The organism is Neobacillus sp. DHD-1R, from assembly GCF_057747995.1.
In genome coordinates, this window is the sequence record NZ_CM173232.1 from 2,693,451 (window position 1) to 2,709,540 (window position 16,090).

15 protein-coding genes are annotated in these 16,090 nt (G+C 32.1%); 14 read left to right on the top strand and 1 reads right to left on the bottom strand.

Going from position 1 to position 16,090, the window contains the following annotated elements; translation table 11 throughout:
• Positions 1–101 precede the first annotated feature (101 nt).
• The 8 genes from AC3ANL_RS13020 to AC3ANL_RS13055 all read left to right on the top strand — a co-directional run bounded on the left by AC3ANL_RS13020 (position 102) and on the right by AC3ANL_RS13055 (position 6,897).
• Positions 102–422, top strand: a complete 321-nt coding sequence (locus tag AC3ANL_RS13020) for a nucleotide pyrophosphohydrolase (protein WP_488329621.1) — start codon at positions 102–104, stop codon at positions 420–422.
• Positions 419–877, top strand: a complete 459-nt coding sequence (locus tag AC3ANL_RS13025) for a hypothetical protein (RefSeq protein WP_488329622.1) — start codon at positions 419–421, stop codon at positions 875–877. Before AC3ANL_RS13020 ends, AC3ANL_RS13025 begins: the two co-directional genes overlap by 4 nt.
• Positions 878–1,145: 268 nt before the next feature.
• Positions 1,146–1,919 (top strand): DNA-methyltransferase, encoded by a 774-nt coding sequence (locus AC3ANL_RS13030; RefSeq protein WP_488329623.1) that lies wholly within the window; start codon positions 1,146–1,148, stop codon positions 1,917–1,919.
• A gap of 726 nt (positions 1,920–2,645) precedes the next feature.
• Positions 2,646–3,503 (top strand): DNA adenine methylase, encoded by an 858-nt coding sequence (locus AC3ANL_RS13035; protein WP_488329624.1) that lies wholly within the window; start codon positions 2,646–2,648, stop codon positions 3,501–3,503.
• Positions 3,478–4,770, top strand: coding sequence for a type II restriction enzyme (locus AC3ANL_RS13040; protein ID WP_488329625.1), 1,293 nt, complete (start codon positions 3,478–3,480; stop codon positions 4,768–4,770). Before AC3ANL_RS13035 ends, AC3ANL_RS13040 begins: the two co-directional genes overlap by 26 nt.
• A 978-nt stretch (positions 4,771–5,748) precedes the next feature.
• Complete coding sequence (locus AC3ANL_RS13045) at positions 5,749–6,132, top strand: transposase (RefSeq protein WP_488329626.1); 384 nt, start codon at positions 5,749–5,751, stop codon at positions 6,130–6,132.
• The gene (locus AC3ANL_RS13050; protein WP_488329627.1) at positions 6,036–6,539 is read left to right on the top strand and encodes a hypothetical protein; all 504 of its coding nucleotides are present in this window, start codon (positions 6,036–6,038) and stop codon (positions 6,537–6,539) included. Before AC3ANL_RS13045 ends, AC3ANL_RS13050 begins: the two co-directional genes overlap by 97 nt.
• Before the next feature lie 34 nt (positions 6,540–6,573).
• Positions 6,574–6,897 (top strand): transposase, encoded by a 324-nt coding sequence (locus AC3ANL_RS13055; protein WP_488329628.1) that lies wholly within the window; start codon positions 6,574–6,576, stop codon positions 6,895–6,897.
• Positions 6,898–7,639: 742 nt separating this feature from the next.
• Here the strand turns inward: AC3ANL_RS13055 and AC3ANL_RS13060 are convergent.
• Positions 7,640–7,702 (bottom strand): hypothetical protein, encoded by a 63-nt coding sequence (locus AC3ANL_RS13060; protein ID WP_488329721.1) that lies wholly within the window; start codon positions 7,700–7,702, stop codon positions 7,640–7,642.
• A 1,716-nt stretch (positions 7,703–9,418) separates the two neighbouring features.
• On the opposite strand from AC3ANL_RS13060, the gene AC3ANL_RS13065 reads away from it, so the two are divergent.
• From AC3ANL_RS13065 to AC3ANL_RS13090, 6 genes are all read left to right on the top strand, one after another.
• Positions 9,419–10,183 carry a DNA adenine methylase gene (locus AC3ANL_RS13065; RefSeq protein ID WP_488329629.1) on the top strand — a complete coding sequence of 255 codons (765 nt, stop codon included), beginning with the start codon at positions 9,419–9,421 and terminating at the stop codon, positions 10,181–10,183.
• Between the two features lie 429 nt (positions 10,184–10,612).
• Entirely contained in the window at positions 10,613–11,158 is a 546-nt protein-coding gene (locus tag AC3ANL_RS13070) for a DUF7226 domain-containing protein (protein WP_488329630.1), read from the top strand.
• 163 nt (positions 11,159–11,321) lie between these two features.
• On the top strand, positions 11,322–13,415 hold the full coding sequence (locus AC3ANL_RS13075) for a DEAD/DEAH box helicase family protein (protein WP_488329631.1): 2,094 nt from the start codon (positions 11,322–11,324) through the stop codon (positions 13,413–13,415).
• A 12-nt stretch (positions 13,416–13,427) separates the two neighbouring features.
• Complete coding sequence (locus AC3ANL_RS13080; protein ID WP_488324882.1) at positions 13,428–13,604, top strand: hypothetical protein; 177 nt, start codon at positions 13,428–13,430, stop codon at positions 13,602–13,604.
• Positions 13,604–15,586, top strand: coding sequence for an AAA family ATPase (locus AC3ANL_RS13085; protein ID WP_488324883.1), 1,983 nt, complete (start codon positions 13,604–13,606; stop codon positions 15,584–15,586). The genes AC3ANL_RS13080 and AC3ANL_RS13085 overlap by 1 nt, the downstream gene beginning before the upstream one ends.
• A complete protein-coding gene (locus AC3ANL_RS13090; RefSeq protein ID WP_488324884.1) occupies positions 15,587–16,045 on the top strand; it encodes a DNA phosphorothioation-associated protein 4 in 459 nt (152 codons plus the stop codon).
• Positions 16,046–16,090 lie beyond the last annotated feature (45 nt).

The following is a 16,090-nucleotide window of genomic DNA, read 5'->3' on the forward strand; positions in this document are numbered from 1 at the left end:
AACTTAAATTAAATGTTTATTTTTATCTCTAGTGTTAAAATAAGGGTATTATTTTAAAATATTTTACAAAAGTATAATACCCTTACTTGTAATATAGGAGAATGATTAAGAAGGAAATCCAGCAAAAAGTGTTAGCATTTCGTGATGAACGAGATTGGAAAAAATATCATAATGAAAAGGATCTAGCCATTTCAATTTCCCTCGAGGCGAATGAATTGCTTGAAAACTTCCAATGGCGAACAAGTGAAGAAGCAATCGCTGAATCCAAACAAAATATTAAAGAAGAAATGGCAGATATTTTAATTTATCTTGTGCAGCTTGCTGATAAGATGGAGATTAATATTGAAGAGGAAGTCTTAAACAAACTGGTTAAAAACGCGATTAAATACCCAGTGAACAAAAGTGAGGAAAAAGTGAAATGATTATTTGTAATGAGACCTCATCAAACTTTTTAAACCATATCTATGAAAATAAAATTGGGTACGTTCTCAAGAAAAACGTCCTTGCAAAAATGAACAAAGTCGTTTCAAACAGTGAATTGAGATCCTGGGAAAACTCACTACCACAAATGGCAAAGGTTCTTAGGGATGCAGATTTAAAAGAGGATACGCATGTCTTATTAGAATATAAGCTGCCTTCATCTGAAAAAAGAATCGACTTTCTCGTGGCTGGCCAAGATGAACAGGGTACAAAAAATGCTGTCATTATTGAGCTAAAACAATGGCAGAAAGCAAAAGTGGCTGAAGGAGATGGTATTGTTCAAACCTTTTTAGGTGGAAGGGAACGGGAAACGGTTCATCAAGCTTACCAAGCATTTTCGTATTCGAGATCTTTGCAGAACTTTATAAAGACATTTGATTTACCAGCTAATATATAAAATAATAAAATAAATATTTTAAAATTCCATATTTAAGTATAAATGATATAATAAATTTAACCTTATATTTAATTCTTCTTTATTATTTTAATCTTCTTAAACATCTTCATGTCATAACTTCTATTCTATCAAACCCTACCATTGATTCTTAGATTCACACAATATTTTTAAAAACATTAGATTTGTTCCTAATTGTTTCTCAAGATTTTTTATCATAAAGTTTTTCTTTGTTATATAAAAATAAGTAGTCGAAAAGGTAGGTAAATGTATGACTCTAAAAACAGATAACATTAATTTTCCTAGTGGTAAACTTATTTTTGGTGATTGCTTGATAGAAATGAAAAAAATTAAATCGGAATCAGTTAAAATGGTGTTTGCAGACCCACCATATTTTCTATCAAATGGTGGAATATCTTGTAAGTCTGGTGAAAAGGTATGTGTAGATAAAGGAGATTGGGACAAGGAGAGAGATATTCAAAAAATAAAAGATTTTACAATGTCGTGGATTAGTGAATGTAAAAGAATTCTGGATGGAAATGGAACAATTTGGATAACAGGGACTTTTCATAATATTTATAATATTGGTAGTACCATAAAGGAACTGAATTTTAAAATCTTGAATATGGTTACATGGGTAAAAACAGATCCACCTCCAAACTTATCAGGCAGGATGTTTACACACTCCTCGGAATTTATTATCTGGGCAAAGAAAACCCCCTCTAGCAAACAGTTCTTCAATAAAAATTTAATGGCAAAAATGAATAATGGGAATCCAATGACTGATGTATGGGTTCTACCGCATGTATCTCAAGCTGAAAAAAAGTTTGGCTATCATCCAACTCAGAAACCTTTTAGATTAATGGAGAGGATAATATTAAGTAGTACGAGAGAAAATGATCTAATTCTTGACCCTTTTAGTGGAAGTGGAACCACTTTAATTGCTGCCTTAAAATATGGTAGGAAATTTATTGGTATTGAAAATAACCAAGCATTTATTGACTTAAGTAAAAAAAGAATTTCATATTATATTAAAGGTTATTAGGTTTAATTTCTTAGAGTAAACAACTAAAAAGAGGCTGGTAGAAGTGCAAGTCCTGGAAAGGCAACACTTAAAGCCAGCCTCAACCCTAACTTTTTTGAGAATAACTTTGGTTATAGTATATCAAGGAATGTTCAAAGGAAAACGTAACTAAGTATAACTCCATGTCAGCACAAGAAAGAAAAAATAAATAATATACCAAACATTTTAGGATTTGCGAAAAAAAAAGATAGGAAAGAATCAATTAGAATACTCGGAAAATTATTAAAATAAATTATGATTATATTAATTCAAAAATAAAATTGTTTATTTAGAGGAAGAAGAAAGAAAATATTTTTATTAGATAACACAGTTAAGAATATTAATGACTTTAAGGAAAATTATACATCTTATCTCAACATTTTTTAAAAATGTTTTAGATTTATGAAACACATATAAATGATTAAATTGTATTAAACAACAGTTAGTTATTTACTACAATCTATCCAAAATACTACCCAATTACCGCGAAAAGAACTCGCTGATTAATATGGTGGTGAATCGCAACTTATTAAAATGCAAGATCCATGACACGATATTTACCATATAAGTCACTTTTAGTAGTATTTTGTCGAACAATCGTTCCATTTCCTTTACGGATTGGACAATCTTCCTGTATAATAAAAAAGGTTTTACCAGTTGGTAATCACTAGATTTACCAGCTTTTTTTATGTAGAGGAGGGACACGAAATGGACAATAAATTACAACCCTTTATTAAGTGGGTAGGAGGAAAAAGGCAACTTCTCCACGAAATAAGTAAGTATGTCCCGTCGGAATTTGGCACTTACCGTGAGCCTTTTGTTGGTGGTGGAGCTTTGCTATTCCATTTAGCACACCCAAAAGCCGTAATAAACGATTCAAACCCTGAATTAATAAATCTTTATAAAGTTATTAAGAGCAAGAGAAAACTTGAACAGTTAATTAAAAAACTAAAAAAACATAAAAACGATGAAAAGTATTATTACGACGTAAGGGAACAAGACAGAGCAGAGGATTATACAAAGAAAAGCGATGTAGAGAAAGCATCTCGTTTTATCTTTTTAAATCGGACAGGCTTTAATGGATTATACCGAGTAAATAGTTCTGGTTATAATAATGTTCCTTTTGGAAAGTACACAAATCCTAACTATGTCAATGAAGAAGTTCTTAGGAGTTGTCATAGATATTTAAATGAGAATAATATAAAAATCACTAACAAAGATTTTGAATTGGCAGTAAAGGGTGCAAAAGCTGGTGATTTAATTTACTTCGACCCACCATACGACCCCTTAAATGAAACCAGCTCCTTTACATCTTATACGAAGGATTCATTCCCAGATTGGGACCAAGTAAGGTTAAGAAATTTAGTGATTAAACTTTATGAAAAAGGATGCTTTGTCATCGTAAGTAATTCAGATACACTTTTTATTAATAAACTATACAATTATCCTGGTATCCAGATTAAAAAAGTTGAGGCAAGTAGAAATGTTAATTCCAAAGCAGAAGGACGGGGCAAAATTACAGAAGTGTTGGTGATTGCAGATGGTAGGAAAAACATTAAACGATGAGGCTTGGGAATCCCTATTTGATAGGTATGATATTTTAAATGCCATTAATAGCAATGGATTTTATGAAATACCTGCGGACGATATTCGTCAATACAGAGAACCAAGATTAATGTGTAAGTTTGACCATGTAAATAACTTACCAGATATTTTTAAACAAAATAAATTATCTGTTTTACCGTTATCTACTAAAGGTTATATCATTGGTGATTACTCATTATTTAAAACCATCAATTATGATAATTCTATAGTACCACAACAAATGACGGTTCCTAACTTTGTTGACACGGTTAAACCGACTGACCTTTACAGTGAGGCATCTGCTCTTCACTGTGCATACATAAGCGGTATGATAAATGATTTTCTTGGGGAAGATGCTTTATTTACCGTATCTGGAAGAATGGGTACTGGTGAGTTCGATTATAATGTTTTAAGTAGTGTAGGAACAACCAGACAAATTAATGTAAAAGGCGCACAGATTGAAATTGATGGTGGATATGAAACATACAATGATTTTATGCTGGTAGAGGCAAAGAAAACAAAAGCAAGTAATTTTAATATTAGGCAATTATATTATCCTTATCGTGTTTGGAAAAACAGAACCCATAAAAATATCAGACCAATTTTTTTTACCATATCAAACGATATTTTTTATTTCTTTGAGTACGCTTTTACTGATGATAATATTTATAATTCATTGGAATTAATAAGACAAAAAACTTATTCAGTAAATCATGAAAGAATTACTCAACATGATGTGGATACTATTGTAAATAGAGCAGTGCGGTTTGTAGCAGAGCCACAAGTTCCATTCCCACAAGCAGACGATTTTACAAAAGTAGTGGATTTATTAGGGTATTTGTATGAAGATGATATGACAGCTGCCGATATTGCTGAGCAACTAGACTTTAATAAACGCCAATCAGATTATTATTATAATTGTTGCTTATACTTAGGATTGGCTAATAAATACACAAATGATGATGGAACATTTGCTACTTTAAATGCAGAAGGCAGAAGAATAATGAATCTTCCTTTCAGACAAAAGTATTTAACCTTAGCTGAAAGAATCCTTGAACATCGAGTGTTTAAAGAAATTTATGATAGAACATTTCATGAAGAACAATTAAGCAACGCTTATATTGTCAGTCGAATGAAAGCCAATAGATTATATAATATTGGTTCAGACGAAACTTTCAATCGTAGAGCATCAACAATTCGTGGATGGGTGAGATGGATTAAAGAATTACCAAATTTAAGGGTGAGATAATGATTAGTGAATATTGATTAATCCCGATTTATAAAAAAAGCGTACCTACCGGTACGCATGATAATAAGCTGTATATCTCGATTATTCAATCGAATATACGGCTTATTTAATTTTTTGTTACATGCTGACTGGATCATTTTTATCCAGGGCATTTATTGATTTGAAATTTTTGGGTTTTGATGGATGCCAATATTGGTAGGTCCGTCAAAAGTTTCTTTATGTATTCGTAAAAATCCACACCGTTACTATTGACAGTTTCTGCCTCATGCAAGGGATTGCGATGCTACGTTGAATCGCAATATGGATCAAGCTCAAAAGAATTTTTAATCAGTGTGGCAAGCCCATCAAGGCCTTTTCGCATATCGTATTTTCTTCAAATGATGTAGATATTTTTCACACTTGTATAACCTTATTTCAAAGATGTTTCAACTCCCTCATGACCGTTTGTAAACGCTAAACTAGAATCAACAGTTTTCCACAAGTAGCAATAGTTCTTACGCAAAAATGGTGAAAGCGTTTATAACTGCTTTTCGGGTATAGCATTATAATACTCTCAAGGCGGTGTGTACTATGAATAATACAAGCACTGAACAGCTTTTCAAGTTCGATAAAAATGTTGAAGTCATTCACACTTTGATGGAGTCCGAGGAAATATATGTTGTGTTAAAAGTTTGTTCAACACACGCTCAATGTCCAGGATGTAAGTGTTAATCCTCTCGGCGCCACAGCCGATTTGCAAGAAAAGCTGATGACCTTCCGGTTTCAGACCGTTCGGTTCACCTAACCATTCTTCTGCACAAATGGTTCTGTGTGGATGCAAAATGTAAGATAAAAATTTTTGCAGAACATTTGAATTGGTTAAATCCTTCTGGCAGAAAACAGTCAGACTGGAAAAACTGATTCGTCACGTTGGATTCTCAAATAATTGTCTAGTCGCAGAAAAAATCTGCCGGGAAATGCACATTTCAATTAGTCATAATGCTATTTTATACCGAATTAATAGAGAAGAATCAGCTCCATCAAGTTATTGACCCCTTCGTCGGTATTGATGATTTTGCTTTCAAGAAAAGAAAGCGGTATGGCACAATTTTTATTGACCTTTTTACAGGTGAAATCCTTGATTTTCTGCCTAACCGAAATAAAGAGTCTGTAAAAAACTGGCTTATCGGAAACCCCGAAATTCAACTAATTACTAGAGATCGTGCGCAAGTCTATAAAAGTGCGGTTGAAGAAACATCGCTAAAAATCAAACAAGTTGGAGACCGATGGCATATCTTCCAGCACTTGATGCAGTTAAGAAGACAATTAAGTCTATTATTCCGCCAAAATGGAAACCTCCTGGTCAATCCGTCCAACAGGTAAGTACCTCACGTCCTTTACCTAAGCGACTCCAGTCTCTTGAGAAACACGAAGACAAAGTTTGGAAGAGAATTCAAAATGTTCAGCGCCTTCGAAAAGAAGGCAAGAACATCACGGCGATCGCAAAGCAGCTAGGCATTTCCCTTAACAAAGTCTATACTAATTTAGTTGCGACATCAAAACCGTCCTTAAAACGAAATTCTTTGTTTGACCGATATCTCCCCCTCATCCGAAGCATGATAGCAGATGGATCAAAGGGTCATGAGATAGAAGTTGCCTATAGAAAGGCAGGGTTTAATGGACTCCGCAACACACTAAATTACATGATTGCAAACGATCGTCACAATATTCGAAATAAGAATCCTCATACATTGAATCTTCAAAGCATCAATTCGGAATCTTTGGGATAAGGGCATACACAACCATAAGAAAGCATTCAAATCCTTGAATCCTAACCTTTTTGAGGCTTTTCCATTGTTAATGGAAATTAGCGGATTCATTCAATCTTTCAGGAGCTTATTTGAAGAAAAATATTCCTCTGGTCTTAGAAAATGGCTAATCGAGCATCGAAAGTCATCTTTTATTCACTTTCAAACGTTTATTAAAGGCATTAGAAGTGATATTAAGGCTGTATATAATGAGATAACATTAACTTTGTCAAACGGAATTACGGAAGCAACTATTAATAGGTTAAAAAATATCAAAAGAATGATGTATGAGCGTGCAGGTATAACAGTATTATTAAACCTATTACGTGTCAGTACCTAAAAGAATATTAATTTAAAATTTTTTTATCGAAGATGACACTATAACTCAGGGTTGATAGGAATCCCCAAAATGACGTATGAACCACAATTATATGTGAAAAACTGTATAATTCTACTTGACTGCCACACCAGTACTTTTTTTAATGGAATTGAATGAATTGGAATGTTTTGCGGTATTAGGTATTAAATCCAATAAATAAAAGAATTTTACAGTATGAACTAATAACAAAATATTAATATATCATATAGCAAAAATCTATACCTTGAAGTGTTTTTTGTACAGCTGTTTTTAAATTATCCAGGAGTCCCTCTGTTTGGAGGCCCCCTAAGAATTCAAACGCATGGACAAAGCTATCCATGAATGCTTCTTGTTTTTCATGAAGTTACACTCTGACAAATCTCATACGACTTGCAGAGAGCTGAACGCAGAAGAGGATAATGCGTTGTATTCGACCCTGAAGAATAATATCCGCCTCTCCCCGGTCGAATTGGAATTGGTGGCAGAGCTGAAAATCCAGAGGAATGGAGGTTTCCTGAATTTGTTGTCTACGTTTGGTTACAGTTATACGGATGTTAGAAACAGAGCCTTTAAAATCATATTTATCTTGTAATCTCCTAAAGATTTTAAAGCTGTATGCTTTTGTTTCCTCCAGTTTTTTTGATCGTCTTCTAACCATTGATCGATGATCGGAATATCCCGTTTTGTTTCTAGAGAATTTTCCTTTGTTCCATAAACATTTTTTCTAATGACTGTTTTTAAGGTATTTACTTACTGTGTTACGGGAGATTCCAAGTTTTGTGGCTATTTGTCTTTGCGATAAACCCTCAACCTATTTTAGAAATTTAATATTATGAAATTGAGACATTTCAATCATCCTTTTCGTCCTCTCATATGTAGAATGTTTGGTCACTTTCTTTCATAAGAGAGGTTAATTGAATTAGAAATCATGTAGCTCATTTATTATTTGATCGAACTGCTTAAAAGTGACTCAAGTCTAAATTATCAAAAACATGCTGTAGTCATCTTTGGAGACTATGCAGAGTTAGGACAATTAAAATCAGTGTAAAAATTACAAAAAAGTAAAAAACCTATGAATATTACCGATTTTCATTAGAAATAGCGCAGTTCTTAAGGAATTTGATTACAGTCTATTCCATTAAGGTCCACATTACCACCTCTACATTGCGCACAATGACTTTGAATTCCATCAGGATTATTAGTTGTAACACGATGTGGAGTAGTACCAAAAGCACTATCAGGATAGAAAACATGTTTTTGATTGGGATTGTATTGTGAGCAATTCGGACATGATTTATATCCCTCAATACGGATTGAATCTTTCAATGGCTTATTACAATGCTTGCAGTTCATACAGTTCACACCTTTCGATAAATTTGTAAAACTACTAATATATTACAACGATTTTTTAGTAAATACTACCTATTTACTTTATAAATGGAAAAATAACGAGAAGTGATTTGGATAAAATTTAGGAAAAAAGAGAAATTATTTTGCTAGAAAAAAATATGATGGGTAGTTATGTAATGAATCTATCAAAAACACTCAATCAGTAACTTTACCCAATCACCATGGATGTGAATAACCGAATGAAGAACAAGTGCTAAGCGGCAAATGAATTACAGAACAGGAGTATAGAAAATGCCAAGATTTGTGGGGGGTGAACTATCTACTAAAACTTAAACTAATTCGCATTTCGACTAAAATGTACATAGTGCGTTCATTGAGTAATTATTATTGTACACCTTACGATTATACCGAAATGATTACGATTTACTTGGTGGTATTCGGAAATGTAGTCGGTTTACTTACGGGGCTATTGTATAGGGGAAAAACGTTGCGACTGCTAATACATCAGCACAAAACACCTGGCGGATGGGCTGCTCAGAAAATCAGGGGGCCATCGTCGTTATACCAAATAAATGTCGAATCCCGGGGAAAGTTGAGGCAATGAGTATTCGTTATACGGGAAAAACTGGTGAAAATGCCTGTAGCATCTCTGAAATAATTTCCTGTTGCCATAATTGATCTCTTCTAATTAATAGTTAAATAAAATCCAATCGCTTTAGCTATTCAAGGATAAAAAGAAATATCTATAAATTAGAATATTTAATGCTTCACTAATATCAAATAATACTTCTAGTGAAAAAGATTTTGTACAATTGGGAGCTTCTATTTTGCTAATGTAATTTACTAAGAACAATTCTCTCTGCAAGTTCCTGTTGGGTAATTCCTTTTTTTTCGCTCATCTCTAATTGTTTTACCGATAATAATATATTTTATTTCGTGTTTTTCCCCCATTTATGACACCTCTATCTAAATCTTACAACAGAATTGCTTCGATAAAGTTTCACATATAGTGAAACTCTCATATGATTATTGTTTAATATTGTTTAAATCAATATAATAATTAAGAATGGATGTTGCTATTAAATGCTACAAGCGAGTATTAATACAACTTTAGCGAAGCCCTTTTTTAAAATGGGCAGGTGGAAAAAACCAGTTGATACCTGAGATTGAAAGGAGATTGCCTACTCAATTAAAGGAAGGGAAAATTAATAGATATATTGAACCTTTTGTTGGGAGCGATGCAGTTTTATTTTATTTAATACAACGGTATGATATCAAAGAAGCATTTATTTTTGATGCAAATCCAGAACTTATTACTGTTTATGAGGTAATAAAAAATGACGTGAAAAAAATATTAGAAATACTAGAAATTAAACAAAAAGAATTTCTTTCATTAGATAAAGAATCACGATCTAATTATTATTATTCTCAGCGTGAGGATTTTAATAATAGACTGGATACTTTTGATTTTAATGAATATGGAGAGGCTAAAATAGAACGAGCGGCAGCATTTATTTTTTTAAATCGAACCTGTTTTAATGGACTTTTCAGAGTGAATAAGGCTGGATTATTTATTGTTCCAATGGGGGATTATAAAAATCCTATAATTTGTAATAGCGATAACCTTTTAGCAGTTAATAAAATATTACAAGGGGATTATAAAGAAAGTAGACATTTAGTGTCTTCGGATACATTTGTCTATTTTTATCCACCAAACAGACCATTAAATACAAGTTTTAGCTTTACATCCTATAGTAAGTTCGACTTCAAAGATAGAGAACAAGTGAAGTTAGCGAGTTTTTATTCAGAACTTGACAAGAATGGTGTGTTACTAATGCTAAATAACTCAGACCCACATAATATTAATCCAGAAGATAACTTTTTTGAAGATCTTTATAAAGATTTCACAAAAAAATAAAGTATCTGCCAGAAGAAATATAAATTCAAAAAGTAGTTCTAGAGGATTTATAAACGAGTTATTAATTACAAATCACCCTAATAATTGACAAGCCGGTAGTTTTTACTATCGTTTTTTTGTTTATTAAAGTAGACTTATTTTTAAGCATGAAAGATCTTTAAACAAAGTATGGTTGTAAAGAATTTACCACTCATATCAGGACATTACATAGAAAAGTTTGGATAAATAGGGGATTGGATAATTGTCCTAGCAAATTTAAGGCATCCATGAAGTTGATTCAAAGGAAAATGTAAGAGAGAATTGTCTATAATGCTCAATTTTATTGGGAATTATATATTTTGTTCGTTTTAAAATTATTATATACATATTATAATTTATATTATTAATATATTTGTTGCTTTTTGTAACTTAACTATAGGTGGGAAAATTATGAACTTTAGCTATGAGAAAGGTTTTAAATATTTAAAATCTGAAATTATTAATTTTGCCTATGAAACTGAATCAATTGAAGAAAATCAAGAAATCCCGTTTCCACAAGCTGATAATTTTGATAAAATCATTGATTTATTACTTAATTTGAATGAAAAGGATATGAATAAAAGCGAGGTAACAACTCTTTTGGGATATACTACTAGGCAGACAGATTACTACACAAATTCTATAATATACCTAGGTTTAGTCAAAAAAAAGAGTACTAAGGATGGAGCATACTTTACTCTAACAAATCAAGGTAAAAAAATCTGTTCCCTAGCGATCAAAGATGTGTATTTAAATATAATAAAAACAATTTTTAAACATGCAGTATTTAAAAGGGTCTTCTTAGAATCAATAGATATGGGTCTTATCAATAAAAATCGAGTTTTAGAAATAATGATCGAAGAGAATTTAAAGATTACATCCGATTCTACATTAAATAGAAGAGCTAAAACAATTACTAGTTGGATAGAATGGGTAAACTCGCATATAATAGAATAATTTACATTTTTGTGCTCGTAACATTGCTGGAAAATTCAAAGCATGTTTATGAGCATTTTTTGTTATAAAAGTTAATTTATTGGAAATTACTTCGCAAATAGAAGAATTATATATATTTATGTTAAAATAAATGTAATATATTTGTAATATGGGAGGTAAGGTAGTGAGTTTTAAAGACTTAGATATTTCCTACCAATACCGTTCTGATAATGAAGACGGAAATATAATAAATGATTTTTATATTCCTGTCCTTTCACAAGCGATATCATATAAGCGTGCAGTGGGCTACTTTTCTAGTCACTCTTTATCACTAGCTGCAAAAGGAATTATGGAATTGATGAATTGTAGTGGGAGAATGCAGCTCATTGCATCACCTAAACTTAATCATGATGATGTAGAGGCAATCATAAAAGGGTATGAAGCAAGAGAAAATGTTATCGAACGAACTTTACTTAGGGAAATTAACGAAATAAGTGATCCAATATATTTAGACCGTTTAAATTATCTTGCCTGGTTAATTGCAAATAATCAATTAGATATCAAGATTGCTATTTTAAAAAATAATCCAACCATAGGTATTTTCCATGAAAAGGTTGGGATAATGGAAGATAGCCAAGGGAACAAGATTGCATTCTCAGGTTCATCAAATGAAACAGAAGGCGGTTTGCACACAAATTTCGAATCCATTGATGTATTTTGTTCATGGAGTGGTAACGACAAAATTAGGGTGCAAAAGAAAGCTGAAAATTTCCAGTTCCTATGGGAAAACAAGACAGACGGAGTTCATGTTTATGACTTCCCAGAATCAGTAAAAGAGAGGTTATTAACATATAAACAACCCACTTATACTTTGTTAGATCCAGAAGCAGATAAGAAAGAAAATGAAGAAGCAATAAAAGAAATAAATTTCCCTAAGATTCCGGAAACATTGGATATTAGAGACTATCAAAAACAAGCTATCAAAAACTGGTTCAAAAATAACTGCCAAGGGTTGCTTGAAATGGCAACAGGAACTGGTAAAACCATTACTTCTATAACTGCTGTATCGAAATTGTTCGAGGTTATAAATAGACTAGCGGTGGTTATCGTTTGCCCCTATACTCATTTGGTTGATCAATGGGTAAAGGATTTAAAACTGTTTAATATGTCACCAATTATTGCCTATCACTCAAGAAGCTTGTGGGAAGAAGAGTTAAATAATAATATTTCTGCTTTTAATGCAAAAGCAATTAATCATTTTTGCGTAATTATGACTAATGCAACATTTTCTACAAGTACAATGCAAAATTTACTTAATAAATTAAGTTCAGATACAGTTTTTCTTGCAGATGAGGCACACCACTTAGGAGCTAAAAATCAAAGGAAATGTTTAATTGAATCCATCCCTTATCGACTGGCATTAAGTGCTACCCCTAACCGCTGGTATGATGAAGATGGCAGTAATGAACTACTGTATTATTTTGGGAATAAAGTAGTATTTGAGTTTGGTCTTGATAAGGCAATTGGAAAATTTTTAACAGAATACTTTTATTATCCAATTATGGTTACCCTGGACGAAGATGAGAGTGATAAATACTTTGAAATTACAAGAAAGATAAGTAAGCTATTTAATCAAAAAAACGAGGAAAAGGAACATCTTCTTGAATCATTGCTTATTGAAAGAGCTCGAGTACTTAGTTCAGCGCGAAATAAACTAAACAAGCTTTATGACCTCTTAAAAGAAAAGAACGATACAAATTATAATATTATTTACTGTGGTGATAGTAGTGTTGATGATGAAAAACAGATAGATGCCGTAGTAAAGATATTAGGAAATGAACTGGATATGAGGGTTCATACCTTTACTTCGAGAGAAGACAAAGAACAAAGAAAAATGTTATTAGATAGGTTTCAATCGGGTGATTTACAAGCTTTGGTTGCAATAAAGTGTTTAGATGAAGGTGTAGATGTTCCAGCAACTGAACGAGCATTTATCCTAGCCAGCAGCACTAATCCCAGAGAATTTATTCAAAGAAGAGGTAGAGTATTAAGAAAGTATCCTGGTAAAAGATACTCATACATTTATGATTTTATAGTTGTACCTAGAAATCTAGAGGAAATCAAACTACTTGAGCCTGAGTTATTTAATACAGAAAGAAATCTAGTTAAAAGGGAAATGGTTAGAGTAGTAGAATTTGCGGATTTAGCTGTAAATGGACCAATAGCGCACGAGACGCTAAATGAGTTGAAAAGGAATTATAATCTATTAAGTTTTTAAGGGAGGATTACAATGGAAAAGGAAAAAGAAAAAATTCATTCGATTTTAAGTGAATTACCAGATATAAATACATTGATACTGAAAGAAATTTTACAAGCAGAAAAGGACATTCTTCACAAAAAGACACTACAGGGGACGACAATCGTAAGTGAAATCGTCAACATTATTAAGGAAAGGATTAAGGATTAATGATAATTGAGTCAATTACCTTAAAGAACTTTAGACAATATTTTAACACTCAAAAGATTGATTTTTCTACTTCTCCTACAAGAAATATCACAGTTATTCATGGTGAGAATGGTTCGGGTAAAACCGCTCTATTAAATGCATTTAGCTGGTGCCTATATGGAATATTAAATTTACCAAATGAAGATAAGATTATAAACGAACATGCATTGAGCATGGCTAGAGATGGTGAGTATGTTGATGCATTTGTTTCATTAAAATATAACCATAATAATAAATCTTATACTGTAACAAGGAGTATTAAAGCAGAAATAGGGAGAAATGGTGTCTATTATTATGACCCGGAACTAAGATTAGAGTATAGGGAAGACGGACTTTCTCAAATCGTTAATAACCCACAAATGGAAGTGGAAAGAACCTTACCATCTGATTTACGTACTTATTTCTTTTTTGATGGTGAACGAATTGACAATCTTTCTAAGGATAGTGGAACGGAAGATATAAAAAGTGCTATTAAATCAATAATGGGACTAGAAATATTAGAAAGAGGAATTGCCCATACTTCTAGCGCGCGGAAAAAATTTAGAAGTGAAATGAAAAAGTTTGGGGATTCAAAAACGAATCATCTAATTGAAGAGATCGAAAACTTGGAAAATAAGGAAAGTGAGCTTGTTACCGATTTAGATTTACAAAAGAAAAATTTTAGTATTATTGAAAAACAAATTAAAGAATTAGAGGAACGATTAAAAACCATTGAAGGAGCAAAGCAGCTTCAAGAATTACGAGACGCCAAAAATGCAGAAATAAAAGAAAATAAAAAGGACATTAGTGAAGTTCAAAAACAAATTTCAGATATCGTAACAAAACAGGGGTACCTGGCTTTCAGCTATCCTGCCCTACAACGAGCTGAATTAATACTAAAAGAAAAAAAGAGTGATGACGTCATTACAGGTATATCTAATAAGTTTATTGATAACTTAATTGATCAAGGTACATGTATTTGTGGCACTCATATTCGAGAGGATTCAAGCCATTATAACCATTTGCTGTCTATTAAAAAAATAATCAACTCTACACCAGTAGAACAAAAAATAATGGAGTCCTTAATGGATTTAGGTGTCATTCGTGAGAAGAAGGAAACAATATTTAAAGAACTTAAACAACTGAAAAGTACTGAAGTGAGTAAAATTCAACTACAGAAAAAACTAAATGAAGAAATTGAAGAAATAGGTCTTAAACTATCTGAGAAAGATTCAGAAGAAATCAGTGAGTTAGAAAATAAACGGCAAAAGCTTATTCAACAAAAAAGTGATATTGATAGAAAAATAGGACAATTGGAGAATGAACAAAAAAATAATGAAAAACAATTAAAAGATAAGAAACAAGAGCAATCAAAAATAGAAAATCAAGCAGATAAAGCAAAACTTACACAAAAAAGGGTTGAGGTTTGTGAATCGCTTGAAGAAGTAATGAAGCAAATACTAACCATTAGAGAAGGCTTGGTTAGAACTGAACTACAGGAAAAAATTAATAAAGTTTATAGTCAATTTCTCCGAAAAAATTATAGTATAGAACTTTCCAATAACTATGAACTACAAGTGGTTAACAGTAAAGGAAATCTAGTTGGGATGTCTCAAGGAGAACGACAAATTACTAGTTTATCTTTTATAGGGGCAATTGTTGATATCGCTAGAGAACAATATAAGAAGGAAACAAAAAGCGACTTTGATGAAGGTGGAATTTACCCTATTGTTATGGATTCTCCGTTCGGTGCCTTAGACTCCGATCACAGAGAGAGAGTGGGTAAAAATATATACAAACTGGCCGATCAGTTAATCGTCATCGTTTCTACTTCTCAGTGGCGAGGTGAGGTCGAAGCACAAATGCATAGTCTCATAGGGAAGGAATATAAGTTAATGTACAACGACCCTAGAACAAATAAAGATAAACCGTATGAATTTACTGCTGTTCAGGAGGTAAGGTAAATGATCAGAAGAAGAATAAAACGTCCAAAGGAACAGGATAGTATCTATCGTAAATTAACAGATAAAGATGAATTTGGAATCTTTAACTCCTATAAAGAGGTTTTTATGATTGCTGGTACTCTTGGATTTATGGAAAAAAAGAGAAAGCCTTTCTCAGGATCCGCAGAAGGATTACTTTGGGATAATTTTAGTTTGGATACAGACGAACCTATGATTAATATGGTAGCACTCGCTGAAACTCAAGATGTCAATATACTTCAAGATGATGATGATTCATTTGACCAGAAATTAAATATATTTGAGGAATATGCTGCGGGTGGTATTGAAATTTTAGAACAGAAGTTACTAGAACAACCTAAGTATATGTTAAACAATATATTTGAGTTAATTATGAATATGGAAACTGATACTTCTGAAAAAGAGAGAAATCTAAAAGGTATTGCTGATATGATTTTTTAATAAAAAGAGAAGGAGAGGAAATCTCCTTTTCTATTTGTTTAAGAT

Bases quoted from the DNA above. Each gene is read 5' to 3' on its own strand.
- AC3ANL_RS13020 (WP_488329621.1), top strand. From the start codon at position 102: ATGATTAAGAAGGAAATCCAGCAAAAAGTGTTAGCATTTCGTGATGAA.
- AC3ANL_RS13025 (WP_488329622.1), top strand. From the start codon at position 419: ATGATTATTTGTAATGAGACCTCATCAAACTTTTTAAACCATATCTAT.
- AC3ANL_RS13030 (WP_488329623.1), top strand. From the start codon at position 1,146: ATGACTCTAAAAACAGATAACATTAATTTTCCTAGTGGTAAACTTATT.
- AC3ANL_RS13035 (WP_488329624.1), top strand. From the start codon at position 2,646: ATGGACAATAAATTACAACCCTTTATTAAGTGGGTAGGAGGAAAAAGG.
- AC3ANL_RS13040 (WP_488329625.1), top strand. From the start codon at position 3,478: ATGGTAGGAAAAACATTAAACGATGAGGCTTGGGAATCCCTATTTGAT.
- AC3ANL_RS13045 (WP_488329626.1), top strand. From the start codon at position 5,749: ATGCTATTTTATACCGAATTAATAGAGAAGAATCAGCTCCATCAAGTT.
- AC3ANL_RS13050 (WP_488329627.1), top strand. From the start codon at position 6,036: ATGGCATATCTTCCAGCACTTGATGCAGTTAAGAAGACAATTAAGTCT.
- AC3ANL_RS13070 (WP_488329630.1), top strand. From the start codon at position 10,613: ATGAACTTTAGCTATGAGAAAGGTTTTAAATATTTAAAATCTGAAATT.
- AC3ANL_RS13080 (WP_488324882.1), top strand. From the start codon at position 13,428: ATGGAAAAGGAAAAAGAAAAAATTCATTCGATTTTAAGTGAATTACCA.
- AC3ANL_RS13085 (WP_488324883.1), top strand. From the start codon at position 13,604: ATGATAATTGAGTCAATTACCTTAAAGAACTTTAGACAATATTTTAAC.
- AC3ANL_RS13090 (WP_488324884.1), top strand. From the start codon at position 15,587: ATGATCAGAAGAAGAATAAAACGTCCAAAGGAACAGGATAGTATCTAT.